Annotated in this window: 13 protein-coding genes; 11 read left to right on the plus strand and 2 right to left on the minus strand. The window is 66.3% G+C overall.

Annotated elements, in window-relative coordinates; all coding sequences use genetic code 11:
- The first annotated feature begins 23 nt into the window (after positions 1-23).
- The 11 genes from oxc to V5F77_RS21825 all read left to right on the plus strand — a co-directional run bounded on the left by oxc (position 24) and on the right by V5F77_RS21825 (position 12,559).
- Positions 24-1,763: an oxalyl-CoA decarboxylase gene (gene oxc / locus V5F77_RS21775; protein WP_429007449.1), complete on the plus strand. Its 1,740-nt coding sequence runs from the start codon at positions 24-26 to the stop codon at positions 1,761-1,763.
- A gap of 122 nt (positions 1,764-1,885) precedes the next feature.
- A complete protein-coding gene (frc, locus tag V5F77_RS21780; RefSeq protein ID WP_429007450.1) occupies positions 1,886-3,163 on the plus strand; it encodes a formyl-CoA transferase in 1,278 nt (425 codons plus the stop codon).
- A gap of 560 nt (positions 3,164-3,723) precedes the next feature.
- Entirely contained in the window at positions 3,724-4,974 is a 1,251-nt protein-coding gene (gene frc / locus V5F77_RS21785) for a formyl-CoA transferase (protein ID WP_429007451.1), read from the plus strand.
- Between the two features lie 629 nt (positions 4,975-5,603).
- The gene (gene sucC, locus V5F77_RS21790) at positions 5,604-6,821 is read left to right on the plus strand and encodes an ADP-forming succinate--CoA ligase subunit beta (protein WP_429007452.1); all 1,218 of its coding nucleotides are present in this window, start codon (positions 5,604-5,606) and stop codon (positions 6,819-6,821) included.
- On the plus strand, positions 6,821-7,705 hold the full coding sequence (gene sucD / locus V5F77_RS21795; RefSeq protein ID WP_429006915.1) for a succinate--CoA ligase subunit alpha: 885 nt from the start codon (positions 6,821-6,823) through the stop codon (positions 7,703-7,705). The genes sucC and sucD overlap by 1 nt, the downstream gene beginning before the upstream one ends.
- Before the next feature lie 63 nt (positions 7,706-7,768).
- A complete protein-coding gene (locus V5F77_RS21800) occupies positions 7,769-8,542 on the plus strand; it encodes a fumarylacetoacetate hydrolase family protein (RefSeq protein WP_429007453.1) in 774 nt (257 codons plus the stop codon).
- Positions 8,543-8,621: 79 nt separating this feature from the next.
- A complete protein-coding gene (locus V5F77_RS21805) occupies positions 8,622-9,083 on the plus strand; it encodes a PaaI family thioesterase (RefSeq protein ID WP_429007454.1) in 462 nt (153 codons plus the stop codon).
- Positions 9,083-9,796, plus strand: coding sequence for a DNA/RNA nuclease SfsA (gene sfsA, locus V5F77_RS21810; RefSeq protein WP_429007455.1), 714 nt, complete (start codon positions 9,083-9,085; stop codon positions 9,794-9,796). Before V5F77_RS21805 ends, sfsA begins: the two co-directional genes overlap by 1 nt.
- A 125-nt stretch (positions 9,797-9,921) precedes the next feature.
- On the plus strand, positions 9,922-10,749 hold the full coding sequence (gene map / locus V5F77_RS21815; protein ID WP_429007456.1) for a type I methionyl aminopeptidase: 828 nt from the start codon (positions 9,922-9,924) through the stop codon (positions 10,747-10,749).
- 2 nt (positions 10,750-10,751) lie between these two features.
- Positions 10,752-11,459 carry a RadC family protein gene (gene radC / locus V5F77_RS21820; RefSeq protein ID WP_429007457.1) on the plus strand — a complete coding sequence of 236 codons (708 nt, stop codon included), beginning with the start codon at positions 10,752-10,754 and terminating at the stop codon, positions 11,457-11,459.
- A gap of 140 nt (positions 11,460-11,599) precedes the next feature.
- The gene (locus V5F77_RS21825) at positions 11,600-12,559 is read left to right on the plus strand and encodes a hypothetical protein (protein WP_429007458.1); all 960 of its coding nucleotides are present in this window, start codon (positions 11,600-11,602) and stop codon (positions 12,557-12,559) included.
- Between the two features lie 6 nt (positions 12,560-12,565).
- Here the strand turns inward: V5F77_RS21825 and V5F77_RS21830 are convergent, their stop codons facing one another.
- Entirely contained in the window at positions 12,566-13,924 is a 1,359-nt protein-coding gene (locus V5F77_RS21830) for an ABC1 kinase family protein (RefSeq protein ID WP_429007459.1), read from the minus strand.
- Positions 13,925-13,954: 30 nt separating this feature from the next.
- Positions 13,955-14,443, minus strand: a complete 489-nt coding sequence (locus tag V5F77_RS21835; protein WP_429007460.1) for a DUF6790 family protein — start codon at positions 14,441-14,443, stop codon at positions 13,955-13,957.
- Positions 14,444-14,510 lie beyond the last annotated feature (67 nt).

A 14,510-nucleotide genomic window follows, 5' to 3' on the forward strand; every position in this document is an offset into this window, starting at 1 on the left:
AAGATTTTCCGGGAGGAAGCGGAATGTCCGCAGTAGCACAGATCATCGATCCCCAATCTGCCGAAGCCAGCGCCCAGGACCTGACCGACGGTTTCCACCTCGTCATCGACGCGCTCAAGCTGAACGGCATCGAGACCATCTACGGCGTGCCCGGCATTCCGATCACCGATCTCGGCCGCATGGCGCAGGCCGAAGGCATCCGCGTGGTGTCGTTCCGCCACGAGCAGAACGCCGGCAACGCCGCCGCAATCGCCGGCTTCCTCACCAAGAAGCCCGGTGTCTGCCTGACGGTTTCCGCGCCCGGCTTCCTCAATGGCCTGACCGCGCTCGCCAACGCCACCACCAACTGCTTCCCGATGATCCTCATCTCCGGCTCGTCCGAGCGCGAGATCGTCGATCTCCAGCAGGGCGACTATGAGGAGATGGACCAACTCGCCATCGCCAAGCCGCTGTGCAAGGCCGCCTTCCGCGTGCTGCATGCGGCCGACATCGGCATCGGCGTCGCCCGCGCGATCCGCGCGGCCGTCTCGGGCCGTCCCGGCGGCGTCTATCTCGACCTGCCCGCCAAGCTGTTCTCGCAGGTGATGGACGCACAAGCCGGCGCCAAATCGCTGGTCAAGGTGATCGATCCCGCTCCGGCCCAGATCCCCGGCCCCGACGCCGTGAAGCGCGCGCTCGACGTGCTCAAGGGTGCCAAGCGCCCGCTCATCATCCTCGGCAAGGGCGCCGCCTATGCCCAGGCCGACGACGCGATCCGCGACCTGATCGAGAAGAGCGGCATCCCCTTCCTGCCCATGAGCATGGCCAAGGGCCTGCTGCCCGACAACCATCCCCAGTCCGCCGGTGCGGCGCGCTCCACCGCGCTGAAGGATGCCGACGTGGTGGTGCTGATCGGCGCCCGGCTCAACTGGCTGCTGTCCCACGGCAAGGGCAAGACCTGGGGTGACGCGCCCAAGCAGTTCATCCAGGTGGACATCGAGCCCAAGGAGATGGACTCGAACGTCGAGATCGCCGCACCGTTGGTGGGCGACATCGGCTCGGTCGTGTCCGCCCTGCTGGCCGGCATCGACGGCAACTGGCAGGCTCCGCCGGCGGACTGGATCAAGACCATCGTCACCAAACGCGACGAGAACATCGCCAAGATGGCGCCGCGCCTGATGAAGAACTCCGCGCCCATGGATTTTCACGGGGCGCTCGGCGCGCTGCGCACGGTCATCAAGGAGCGGCCAGACGCCATCCTGGTGAACGAGGGCGCCAACACCCTGGACCTCGCCCGCGGCATCATCGACATGTACCAGCCGCGCAAGCGCTTGGACGTGGGCACCTGGGGCGTGATGGGCATCGGCATGGGCTTCGCCATCGCCGCCGCCATCGAGACCGGAAAGCCGGTGCTGGCCGTTGAAGGCGATAGCGCGTTCGGCTTCTCCGGGATGGAAGTGGAGACGATCTGCCGGTACAACCTGCCGGTCTGCATCGTCATCTTCAACAATAACGGCATCTATCGCGGCCTCGACACCGACCCGACCGGCCGCGATCCCGGCACCACGGTGTTCGTCAAGGACTCGCGCTACGACAAGATGATGGAAGCCTTCGGCGGCGTCGGCGTCAATGTGACGACCCCCGACGAGCTGAAGCGTGCCGTGGACGAAGCCATGGACAGCGGCAAGCCCACCCTCATCAATGCGGTGATCGACCCCGCCGCCGGCACCGAGAGCGGCCGCATCGGCAACCTCAACCCGCAAAGCGTGGTCAAGAAGAAGTAGGCCTGCCGCACGAGAACCGGGCGGGGCCCAAGGTCCCGCCCATCCCCTTCACCCGCGTCGATAACCAACGAACAAGACCAAGCGTTGCTTAAGGCGCGCGCGGAGAGGAAAAGAGGAAATAGATGGCCAAGGCTCTGGATGGTGTCCGCATTCTCGATTTCACCCACGTCCAGTCAGGACCGACCTGCACCCAATTGCTCGCCTGGTTCGGCGCCGACGTGATCAAGGTGGAGCGCCCCGGCGAGGGCGACGTCACGCGCACCCAGCTGCGCGACGTGCCCAATGCCGACAGCCTCTATTTCACCATGCTGAATTCCAATAAGCGTTCGATCACGCTCGATACCAAGAACAAGGAAGGCAAGTCCGTCCTCGAAGACTTGGTGAAGGTGTGCGACGTGCTGGTGGAGAATTTCGCTCCTGGCGCCCTCGACCGCATGGGCTTCACCTGGGAACGCCTGCAGGAGCTGAACCCGCGCCTGATCGTGGCCTCCGTGAAGGGCTTCGGCCCCGGCCCGTTCGAGGATTGCAAGGTGTATGAAAACGTCGCCCAATGCACCGGCGGCGCGGCCTCCACCACCGGCTTCCGCGACGGCCTACCGACCGTGACCGGCGCCCAGATCGGTGACAGCGGCACGGGCCTCCACCTCGCCCTCGGCATCGTTACCGCCCTGTTCCAGCGCGAGCACACCGGCCGCGGCCAGAAGGTGCTGTGCGCCATGCAGGACAGCGTGCTGAATCTGTGCCGCGTAAAGATGCGCGACCAGCAGCGCCTGGCGCGCGGGCCGCTGCGTGAATACAGCCAGTTCGGCGAAGGCGTGCCGTTCGGCGACACCGTGCCCCGCGCGGGCAATGATTCCGGCGGCGGCCAGCCCGGGCGCATCCTGCGCTGCAAGGGGTGGGAGCACGACGACAACGCCTATCTCTATTTCATCACTCAGGCTCCGGTCTGGGAGAAGATCTGCGACGTGATCGGCGAGCCCACCTGGAAGACCAATCCGGATTACGCCACGCCCGCCGGCCGCCTGCCGCACCTCAACGAAATCTTCACGCGCATCGAAGCCTGGACCATGGCCCACACCAAGTTCGAGGCCATGGATGTGCTGAACAAATACGACATTCCCTGCGGCCCGATCCTCTCCATGAAGGAGATCGCCGAGGACAAGTCGCTGTATGCCACCGGCACGCTGGTGGAGGTGGAGCACCCGGCGCGCGGGAGCTACCTGACGGTCGGCAACCCCATAAAGCTGTCGGACAATGAGGTCCCAGTGGAGCGCTCGCCGCTGCTCGGGGAACACACCGACGAGATCCTCGCCCAGGTCCTGGGCTTCGACGCGGACCGCATCGCGGCCGTGAAGCAGTCGGGCGCGGTGGGCGAGCCCTTCCGCCAGGCGGCGGAATAGGAGTTTCAAGCGGCGGCGCGGTTCCGCAGGGGCCGCGCCGCCGCAGCAACCGAGACCCTGGCACCATGGAAGCCAGGCCTCGCGACAAACGGAACGACCGGCGCCTTCCGGCGGCGGGCGATGGACAGGGGCGGTGATCGCCGAAAGAGTGAGACGATGCACGCGCATGAGAAACCGGCCGCATCTGCGGCAGTATCTGCCGGCACGATCATCGTGCCGGCCCCGCAAGGCGCCCCCGCCCGGCCGATGCCGGCGCGTGTGCAGCGCCCGTTCCGCCATTCAATTTGCGCGCCCAAGGTCGCGCCGCCCGTGCGCTGTCGTTCTGCGCCGGGCAGGCCCGCGGTACCTGCGCCAGCCCGTCTTTTCAATATTCCAGATCCGTCCCGCCTCGCGGCCGGGCGGCCCAAATAATGGAATAAAATAAGCTAGTAAAAAACTAGCGCCCCTTCCGCGTCCCAGGTCGAACGGCCAGGCGGGGAAGGTTTTCACTTCCTGGCTGAAGCCGATGGGTGCAGAACGCCGGGAATAAAGTCAAACGCTCGAAAGGGAATTCGACGATCATGAGCAAGCCACTGGAAGGCATTAAGATTATCGACTTCACGCACGTACAGGCCGGACCGGCCTGTACGCAGCTTCTCGCTTGGTTCGGCGCGGACGTGATCAAGGTCGAGCGGCCCGGCTCGGGCGATGTCACCCGCTCCCAGCTGCGCGACATCAGCAATGCCGACGCGCTCTATTTCACCATGCTGAACAGCAACAAGCGCTCGCTGACGCTGGACACCAAGACCGCCGAAGGCAAGGAAGTCCTCACCAAGCTCATCAAGGAATCCGATGTGCTGGTGGAGAATTTCGGCCCCGGCGCGCTCGACCGCATGGGCTTCACTTGGGAGCACATCAACGAGCTGAACCCCGGCATGATCGTCGCGTCCGTCAAGGGCTTCAGCGACGGCCATCATTACGAAGACCTCAAAGTCTATGAAAACGTCGCGCAGTGCGCCGGCGGTGCCGCTTCCACCACCGGCTTCTGGGATGGCCCTCCGACTGTCTCCTCCGCTGCGCTGGGCGACAGCAACACCGGCATGCACCTTGCCATCGGCATCCTCACCGCCCTGCACGGCCGCAACAAGACCGGCAAGGGCCAGAAGGTCGCCGTCTCCATGCAGGATGCGGTCATCAACCTGTGCCGCGTCAAGCTGCGCGACCAGCAGCGCCTCGACCGCGTCGGCTATCTGGAGGAATATCCCCAGTATCCGCACGGCACCTTCTCGGACGTGGTTCCCCGTGGCGGCAATGCCGGCGGCGGCGGTCAGCCGGGCTGGGTTCTGAAGTGCAAGGGCTGGGAGACCGATCCCAACGCCTATATCTACTTCACCATCCAGGGCCATGCCTGGGCGCCCATCTGCAAGGCGCTGGGCAAGGAAGAGTGGATCTCCGATCCCGCTTACAACACCGCTGAAGCCCGTCAGGACAAGATCTTCGACATCTTCGCCTATATTGAGAACTGGCTCTCGGACAAGACCAAGTTCGAGGCGGTGGATATCCTGCGCAAGTTCGATATCCCCTGCGCGCCCGTGCTCACCATGAAGGAAATCGCCGAGGATCCGTCCCTGCGCGAGAGCGGCACCATCGTGGAAGTCGATCACAAGGAGCGTGGCAAGTATCTGACCGTCGGTAGCCCGATCAAGTTCTCGGACACCTCGGTTGAGATCACCGGCTCCCCGCTGCTCGGCGAGCACACCGACGAAGTGCTGGCCCAGCTCGGCTATAACGAAGAGCAGATCAAGCAGCTTCACGCCGCCCGCGCGGTCTGAGGCTTCGGCCTGAACGAAGCTTCAGTTTGAACGAAGGCTTTGGCCTTCCCGGACGGCGCGCCCACGTGCGCCGTCTTCTTTACCCCAGCATCCCCGGCTGACCTTGCTCGAGCCTCGCCCCGCATGCGCCGCGGGCTTGGTCTTTTCAACCTTCCGCCTGCCGACTTTGTGCCCTGCGGAACAGCATTTTCCCTATGTGCCACGGCCCCGCCGCTCGCGGCATCCGCCATGGAGCGTTTTCGAGCGAAGTGGAATCCGGTTCGCGTGAAGAAAACGCGCCCACACAATGAGATAGAGTGGTTTCCCGACTCCATGAAACGGGAAAGCGCTCTAGCCGCACAGGACGGTTTTTTCGGGCATCCTCGACATGGGATGACCCCCTTTGGCTTCTCCGCGATGCGGGTTGAAGCGGGACGAGATCGGCGCGTTGCCGGACCTGCGGGCTGAGCCTGCGGCCCGGCCCTCTCATGGGAGAGGCTCGGTTTGGCGAGGCCGCGCGCCCGCCCAGTATCATCCTCGTCCGCCGGGCGCGTCACGCCGCCGGCATCCATCCCGGCCCGGCGCGCCCATGCGCCGAAACGCCGGAGCCGCGACCAACGCGGCCCACCCACGCAAGGGGGAACACCCTCATGAACATCCATGAATATCAGGCGAAGGCGATCCTTCGCGATTACGGTGCGCCGGTCTCGCGCGGCATTCCCGCTTTCACCCCCGAGGAAGCCGAGGCGGCGGCCAAACAGCTCGGCGCGAAGGAGCTTGGCGGCCTCGTCGTGGTCGTGAAGTCGCAGATCCATGCCGGTGGCCGCGGCAAGGGCACGTTCAAGGAATTGCCGACCGGCTCCAAGGGCGGCGTGCGCGTGGTGCGCACCCCCGGGGAGGTCAAGGCGGCCGCGCAGGAGATGCTCGGCAACACCCTCGTCACCATCCAGACCGGCGCGGCCGGCAAGCAGGTGAACCGCCTCTATATCGAGGAAGGGGCAGCCATCGCGAAGGAGTTCTACATCTCCCTCCTGGTGGATCGCACCACCTCGCGGGTCTCGTTCGTTGTGTCCACCGAAGGCGGCATGGACATCGAGGACGTCGCCCACAATAGCCCTGAGAAGATCGTGACTTTCTCGGTCGATACCGCCACTGGCATCCAGCCGCATCATGGCCGCCGCGTTGCCGATGCGCTCGGCCTGTCGGGCGATCTCGCCAAGCAGGTCCAGGCCCTCACCACGACGCTCTTCACGGCGTTCGTGGAGAAGGACATGGAGATGCTTGAGATCAACCCGCTGGTGGTGACCAAGGACGGCAAGATCAAGGTGCTGGACGCGAAAGTGGGCTTCGACGGCAATGCCCTGTTCCGCCATCCCGACATCGCCTCGCTGCGCGACGAGAGCGAAGAAGATGCCAAGGAAATCGAAGCCTCCCGGTACGATCTCAATTACATCACGCTCGATGGCACCATCGGCTGCATGGTCAACGGCGCCGGCCTTGCCATGGCGACCATGGACATCATCAAGCTGTACGGGCTTGCCCCCGCGAACTTCCTGGATGTCGGCGGCGGCGCCACCAAGGAGAAGGTCACAGCGGCGTTCAAGATCATCACCGCGGACCCCAATGTAAAGGGCATCTTGGTGAACATCTTCGGCGGCATCATGCGCTGCGACGTAATTGCCGAAGGCGTGCTGGCGGCGGTGAAGGAGGTGGGGCTCGGCGTTCCCCTCGTCGTGCGCCTCGAAGGCACGAACGTGGACCTCGGGAAAAAGATCATCCGCGAGAGCGGCTTGAATGTGATCCCCGCCGATGACCTCGACGACGCCGCGCAGAAGATCGTGGGCGCGGTGAAGAAGGAAGCTGCGTGATGTCCGTGCTTATCGACGCCAATACCAAGGTCATCACCCAGGGCTTCACCGGCAAGAACGGCACCTTCCATTCCGAACAGGCGATCGCCTACGGAACCAAGGTGGTCGGCGGCACCTCGCCGGGCAAGGGCGGCACCACCCATCTCGGCCTGCCGGTGTTCGACACCGTGATCGAGGCCCGCGAAGCCACCGGCGCCGATGCCAGCGTGATCTATGTGCCGCCTCCGGGCGCGGCCGACGCGATCCTGGAAGCCATCGACGCGGAAATCCCGCTGATCGTCTGCATCACCGAGGGCATCCCGGTGCTGGACATGGTGAAGGTGAAGCGGGCGCTGTCGGGCTCCAAGTCGCGTCTGATCGGGCCGAACTGCCCGGGCGTGATGACCGCTGGCGAATGCAAGATCGGCATCATGCCGGGCAATATCTTCAAGAAGGGCTCGGTGGGCGTCGTGTCGCGCTCGGGCACGCTGACCTATGAGGCGGTGTTCCAGACCACGCAGGAAGGCCTTGGCCAGACCAGCGCGGTGGGCATCGGCGGCGACCCGGTGAAGGGCACCGAGTTCATCGACGTGCTGGAGCTGTTCCTGGCCGATCCGCACACCTTGTCGATCGTGATGATCGGCGAGATCGGCGGCTCCGCGGAAGAAGATGCGGCGCAGTTTATCGCGGATGAGGCCAAGCGCGGTCGCAAGAAGCCGATGGTTGGCTTCATCGCCGGCCGCACGGCGCCTCCGGGTCGGCGCATGGGCCATGCGGGCGCGATCATCTCGGGCGGCAAGGGCGGTGCGGAAGACAAGATCGCGGCCATGGAAGCGGCCGGCATCCGCGTCTCCCCCTCGCCGGCGCGTCTCGGCAAGACCCTGGTCGAAGTCCTCAAGGGCTGAACCCACAAAGGCCCGGCGCACCCGCGCCGGGCCGTTCGTCCTTTCGTTTTCAGGAGACGCCATATGGCGAAATGGGTCCGTTTCACCAAGAACGGCAGCACCGGCTTCGGCACGCTGGAGGGCGAAGCCATCGCCGTGCACCAGGGCGACATGTTCGTCGGCGCGACGCCGACCGGCGAGAGCCTGGCGCTCTCGTCCGTGACGCTCGAAGCCCCGAGCGTGCCGAGCAAGATCATCGCCCTGTGGAACAATTTCCACGGCCTTGCCGCCAAGCTCAATGTCGCCGAGCCGGCCGAGCCGCTCTATCTGCTCAAGGCCACCACCTCGGTCGCCGCACCGGGGAGCATCGTGCATCGCCCGCCGGCCTATTCCGGCAAGACGGTCTATGAGGGCGAGCTCGGCATCGTCATCGGCAAGACCACGAGCAATATCTCAGAGGACGAGGCGGCCGCCCACATCTTCGGCTATACCATCGTCAACGACATCACGGCCGCCGACATCCTGAACAAGGATCCCACCTTCCCGCAATGGGCGCGCGCCAAGGGCTTCGACCAATATGGCCCGTTCGGTCCCTGGATCGAGACCGCGTTCGACGCCGCCAGCGCCAGCGTGCGCACCATCCTCAACGGTGCCGAGCGGCAGAATTATCCGCTCGCCGACATGATCTTCCCGCCGCACCGCCTCGTGGCCCTGCTCTCGCAGGACATGACCCTCAATCCCGGCGATCTGATCGCCTGCGGCACTTCGGTAGGCGTCGGCTCCATGAAGGACCCGTCGAACGAGATTGACATCGTCATCGATGGCATCGGCACACTGAAGAACATCTTCGTGCAGTGAGGCGTGCGCCGGGGGGCTCGCGCGGCCCGGCACTTGATGTAAGAGGGTCCCGGAGCATCGTGTTCCGGGACCCTTTTTCATGCCAGCCCTCGCCTTCCCGCCCCCCGACCCCGATTTCGAGCAGCGCGTACGCGACAGCTTCGCCCGCCAGCCATTCATGGCGACCATCGGCGCGCAGCTGGGGCGCGTGGAAGCGGGACGGGTGGACGTCATCCTCCCCTTTGCCGAAGGCCTCACCCAGCAGCATGGCTATTTTCACGGCGGCTCCATCGGGGCCATCGCCGACACCGCCGGCGGATATGCCGCCTTTACTCTTTTCCCCGCCGATTCCAGCGTTGTGACGGTGGAATACAAGGTGAACATCATGTCGCCGGGCCGAGGCGAGCGCCTGATCGCGATCGGCGAGGTGCTGAAGGCCGGGCGCACCCTCACCATTGTCCGCATCGATGTGTTCGCCGAGGCGGACGGCGAGCGCATCCATTGCGCCGCCGGAACGCAGACTCTGTTCTGCCTCGCCGGCCGCAGCGACGCCCGGGCCTGATGCGCTTCCCCCACGCCCTCGAACCGGCGACCCTGGTGCGCCGCTACAAACGCTTTCTCGCTGACGTAGTGCTGGCGGACGGGACCGAGACCATTGTCCATGTGGCCAATTCCGGCGCCATGAGCGGGCTCGCGACGCCGGGCGCGCGGATTTGGCTGTCGCGCTCGCCCGTTCCCACACGCAAGCTGCCGCTGAGCTGGGAGATGGTGGAGGCGGATTTCGGCGCGGGGCTGGAGTTGGTGGGGGTCAACACCATGCATCCCAACGCCCTGGTCGCCGACGCGGTGCGGGCCGGGGCCATTCCCGAACTCGCCGGCTACGACAGTCTGCGGCGCGAGGTGCCCTATGGCCTCAACAGCCGCATCGACCTGCTGCTGGAAAGCGCGGGCCGGCCGCCCTGCTTCGTCGAGGTGAAGAACGTGCACCTCATGCGCCGCCCGCACTTTTCCGAATTTCCCGATTGCGTCACCGCGCGCGGCACCAAGCATCTGGTGGAATTGGCCGCTCAGGCGCGCGACGGCGCGCGCGCGGTGATGGTCTATCTGTGCCAGATCGGCTCGGCGCAGAGCGTGGCGCTCGCCCGCGACATCGATCCCGCCTATGGCGCGGCGTTCGACCTTGCCCGCGCGGCTGGAGTGGAGGCGCTAGCCTTCGCATGCCGGCTCGATGCCGGCGGCATCGCCTTGGACCGCCCCATTCCCATGCTGGGCTGAGGCGTGGCTTCCGTGCGCCGGTGACATGCAAAGGCGCGCCGAGACTTGCTTTGCGCGCCACATGGCCTAAATCTGATGCAAATGCAATCAATGCTGGCAGCCCATGCCGGCGCAGGACCAATGCGATGAATTATGTGGATGCGGCCCAGGCGCCGCTCAGGAAGACCGGCCATATCAAGCTCTATAGCCCTGCCGCCTTCGAGGGCATGCGTAAGGCCGGCCAGCTCACCGCCCGGGCGCTCGATGCCGTGGCCGAGATGGTCGGGCCGGGTGTCTCCACCGCCGCCATCGACGACCTGATCTATCAGTTCGCCATGGACAACGGTGCCCTGCCGGCGACGCTGATGTATCGCGGCTATCGCTATTCGGTGTGCACCTCCATCAATCACGTGGTCTGCCACGGCATGCCCAATCCGCGCCCGCTGCGGGAAGGGGACATCGTCAACGTGGACGTGACCCTGATCGTCGACGGTTGGTACGGCGATTCCAGCCGCATGTTCGCCATCGGGGAAATCCCCCGCCGGGCCGAGCGGCTGATCGAGGTGACCTATGATTCCATGATGCTCGGCATCGAGGCCATCAAGCCCGGCGGCCATGTGGGCGACATCGGCGCGGCGATCCAGGATTTCGTCGAGCCGCAGCACATGAGTGTGGTGCGCGATTTCTGCGGCCATGGCGTCGGCCAAGTGTTCCACGACGAGCCGAACATCGTCCATGTGGGCCGGCGCGGCGAGGGGCCTGAATTGAAGCCGGGCATGATCTTCACGGTCGAGCCCATGATCAATCTCGGCCGCCCCCATGTGAAGGTGCTCTCGGACGGCTGGACCGCCGTGACGCGCGATCGCTCGCTTTCCGCCCAGTTCGAGCACACGGTTGGCGTCACCCAGACTGGAGTGGAGATCTTCACCCTAAGCCCGAAGGGCTACCACAAGCCGCCTTATCTGCCGGCCTGACCATGGCGGGGGAGCCCGAGGACGGCATTGCCGAGGCGTCTCCCCATTTCCTGGGGCATCGCGACCGGTTGCGTGCCCGCTTCCGCGAGGCGGGGCCGGCGGCGCTGGCCGATTACGAATTGCTTGAACTGGTGCTGTTCCGCGCCGTGCCACGGCGCGACGTGAAGCCGCTCGCGAAGGCACTCGTGGAGCGCTTCGGCTCGTTCGCGGAGGTGGTGACCGCTCCGGCGTCCCTGCTCGCCGAAATCCCCGGTGTGAAGGATGCCATCGTCACCGAGCTGAAGATCGTGGAAGCCGCCGCCCATCGCCTCGCCAAGGGGCAGGTGAAGCGGCGCCCCGTCCTGTCTTCCTGGAGTTCGGTGCTCGATTATTGCCGCGCCTCCATGGCGTTTGCGGAACGCGAGCAGGTGCGGGTGCTGTTTCTCGACAAGCGCAACCAGCTCATCGCCGACGAGGTGGTTCAGCACGGCACCGTGGATCACGCCCCGGTCTATCCCCGCGAGGTGGTGAAGCGGGCCCTGGAGCTTTCGGCCACCGCCATCATCTTGTGCCACAATCATCCCTCGGGCGACCCGACCCCCTCGCGCGCCGATATCGACATGACACGCAAGATCATTGATGTCGCAAAGCCGCTGGGCATCGATGTGCATGACCACATCATCGTCGGCCGCGACGGCCATGCCAGCCTCAAGGGCCTGCGGTTGATCTGAGGCCCGTCCGTCCGCAGAAGGGCGAGCGTCGGCCCGGATACGGTCGGCAATCTTCGCGCACGCTTGCGCCTGCATATGGTCCTAACGGTGCCTCATTGAACGGGCTTGGTACGGTCATGAAGCTTTCCGGCAGACCCCCCATGCCCTTTCGCTCCTTCTCCGGCGGCAAGCCACTCACAGAGGCGCGCCACGCCCGGAACCAGCCTGGGAGGCGCCTCGCCTCTCTGGGCCTGCTGGCGCTCGGCGCCGCAGCGCTCGCGGCCGAGCCCGCGCGGGCTCAGTATTATCCCTATCCCCCCACGGTTTATGGCGCCCCGGCCGAGATGCCGCGCGTCTATCGCGCGCCGCCCGCCTATGTGCCCGGCGCTGCGATGCTACCGCCCCAGGAAATCCGCTCCATCGTGCTGAACCTCGGCTATGGCCGGGTCGGTCGGCCGGTCCTGCGCGGGCGGACCTACATGGTGGATGCGGTGGACGGGCGCGGGCCGCTGATCCTGGCGGTGGATGCTTTTTCCGGCCGCGTCCAGCCGGCGGACCCCTCCATGTACGGCGCTCCGGGCGGCCCTTACGCGCCCGCCCCCGCCTATGGGGCCGCGCCGCCTCCGCCGGCCTACGGCGCGCCGGCACCCGAGCAGCGTACCCAACCGATCGCGCGCGCGCCGCTGCCCAAGCCACGGCCCGCCGACAGCGAGATCGCCAGCGCATCGGCACCAGACCTCGCCGCACCCGCCGCGCCGCCAGGTCACGACGGAACGGCCGATGCACCCGAGAACCCCGCGGTCGCCGCCGCGCCGCCGGAAGGCGCCCATGCACCCAAATCGGCAGATCCCACCCTCGCCTCGCCGGCGCCGAGCATGTCCGCCCCAGTGACGGGCCAGCAACAGCCGGCACAGACCGCATCGGGCGAGGCCCAGACCGCGCGCGCGGCGGCAGCATCCGCTCCGGCCAAGCCGGTCGCGGTTACGCCGGTCGCGGATAAGCCGGCCGCTGCCCAGCCCGCGCCCCAGGGGCCGACGGGCGCGGGGGCAGCGACGCCCGGCGACGGCGTCTCTGCCGGGACCGCCTCAGTCCTCTCACGCACCGCCGCGCCGGCCAATTGAGGTTGTTTAGCTGAGGCCGACCTGAGCCAGCGCCGCAGACTGGCGGGCCGCGACGCCCTCCAGGCTGAAGTTCGCCACCGTCTCCTCGAACAGGCGATGGAAGTTCAGTTCCGCCTTGAGATGCAGGAACACCGCGCCTAGGCCGATAGCGGCGCGGTCCATGAAGACGAACTCGCGCGGCACGGTCACGGGGCCGAGCTGCTTCAGCGCCGTGTGCACCCGGAACGCTTCGCGCCGGCCATATTCGCCCGGCGCCACGCCATCGGCGATGGTGCGGACCCGATCGTCCATCAGCGGGCCATAGATGAAGCGCGCCCAGATGTTCAGCACGTCGATCAGCTCGCGCTTGAGGCCCTTGAAGCCCCAGGTCTCATAGGCATGCACCACCCGCGCCTCGTCGTCGTCCTGAAGGCCGCGATAGAGATCCACCACCCCGGCCACGAAGGCCGGCGGGAAAATGCGGATGCAACCGTAATCCAGCAGATTGATGCCGCCGGGCGTTCCGGCCTCATTGGTGAAGACGGTATAATTGCCAAGGTGGGGATCGCCATGGATCACCCCGAACCGACTGAACGGCAACCACCACGCCGTGAACATAGCGCGGGCCAATTGGTTGCGCTCCTCCAGGGCGTGGTCGGTGAAGCCCAGGATCTTACGGCCCTCCAGCCAATGCAGCGTCAGCAGGCGGCCGGTGGAGAGATCGAGCCGCACACTTGGCACGCGCACATGGTCCTGCCCCTCCAGCATCAAGGCGTAGAGGGCGGCGTGCTTGGCCTCGCGGCGATAATCCAGCTCCTCGCGCACCCGCGCGCCGATCTCCCCAGCGATCTCGCGGGTGTCGATGGCGGGGTCCATGCGGCGATGGAGCGAGAACAGAAGATCAAGCTGGCTGAGATCCGCCTCCACCGCGGCCTGCATGTCGGGATATTGCAGCTTGCAGGCCAGTTCCTCGCCGTCGAGCGCCACGGCGCGGTGCACCTGCCCGAGCGAGGCGGCGGCGGCCGGCTTGTGCTCGAAGGAGGCGAACCGGCTTTCCCAGTCGCGCCCCAGCTCGGCCATCATGCGCCGGCGCACGAAGGCCCAGCCCATGGGTGGGGCGTCGTTCTGCAGCTTCTGAAGCTCGGCGGCATACTCCGGCGGCAGCACATCGGGAATGGTGGACATGAGCTGCGCCACCTTCATCAGCGGGCCCTTCAGCCCGCCCAATGCCGCCGCCAGGGCCGCCGCATTGCCTCCCCCCGCCCTATCGAGCCCGAGCAGGCGCGTTCCGGCCATGCGCGCCGCCACGCCCCCCACATTGGCACCGACACGGGCATAGCGGGCGGCGCGGGCGGAGAAGCGGTTGCGCTCGGCATCTTCGGTCATGGGGGGCTCGCTGTGCCCGGTGCCGGGCGCTCAGGCCCGCGCGGTGTGCCGGGAGAGCGCCAACAACACCAGGAGGGTGAGGGGCGTCAGAATGTCCGTATAGAGAATGGGGCCCGCATTTCCCGCCGCAAGGTTCCCCGTCTCGACAATCTGCACCAGATGGACTGTCGCCGCGCCGCCGAGGAAGCCCGCCGTTACCACGGCGACACCCAGGCGAAAGCCCCAATTGCCATAGAAAGCCGCAATCAGCCCGCCCATGCCGATGCCGAGATTGGCCATGCCCACCTCGGACTGGAACGGGCTCGGTTCCCAGCCGATGGCGCGCGCCGCCTCTGAGGCGAAGAAGACATGGCCAAGCGCGCCCCACAGGCCCATCAGCCCCACCGGCAGCAGGAACAGGTAGCGCATCAGCCGATCAGCAACGAAGCCCGGCGGCAGTGGACGCGGCGCACGCGCCACCGCAAGCGCCGCCAACGCGAGGGCAAGCGTCCAGCTCAGCAACGGAACCCAGAAAACCATAGCCCCCTCCCCCAGCGTCACAGCCCCATTCCCGGGACAGCGTGCCACCGAAACCGGCGCGCGGCCA

It is taken from the genome of Roseixanthobacter psychrophilus, from assembly GCF_043195195.1.
Classification (GTDB): domain Bacteria; phylum Pseudomonadota; class Alphaproteobacteria; order Rhizobiales; family Xanthobacteraceae; genus NCEH01.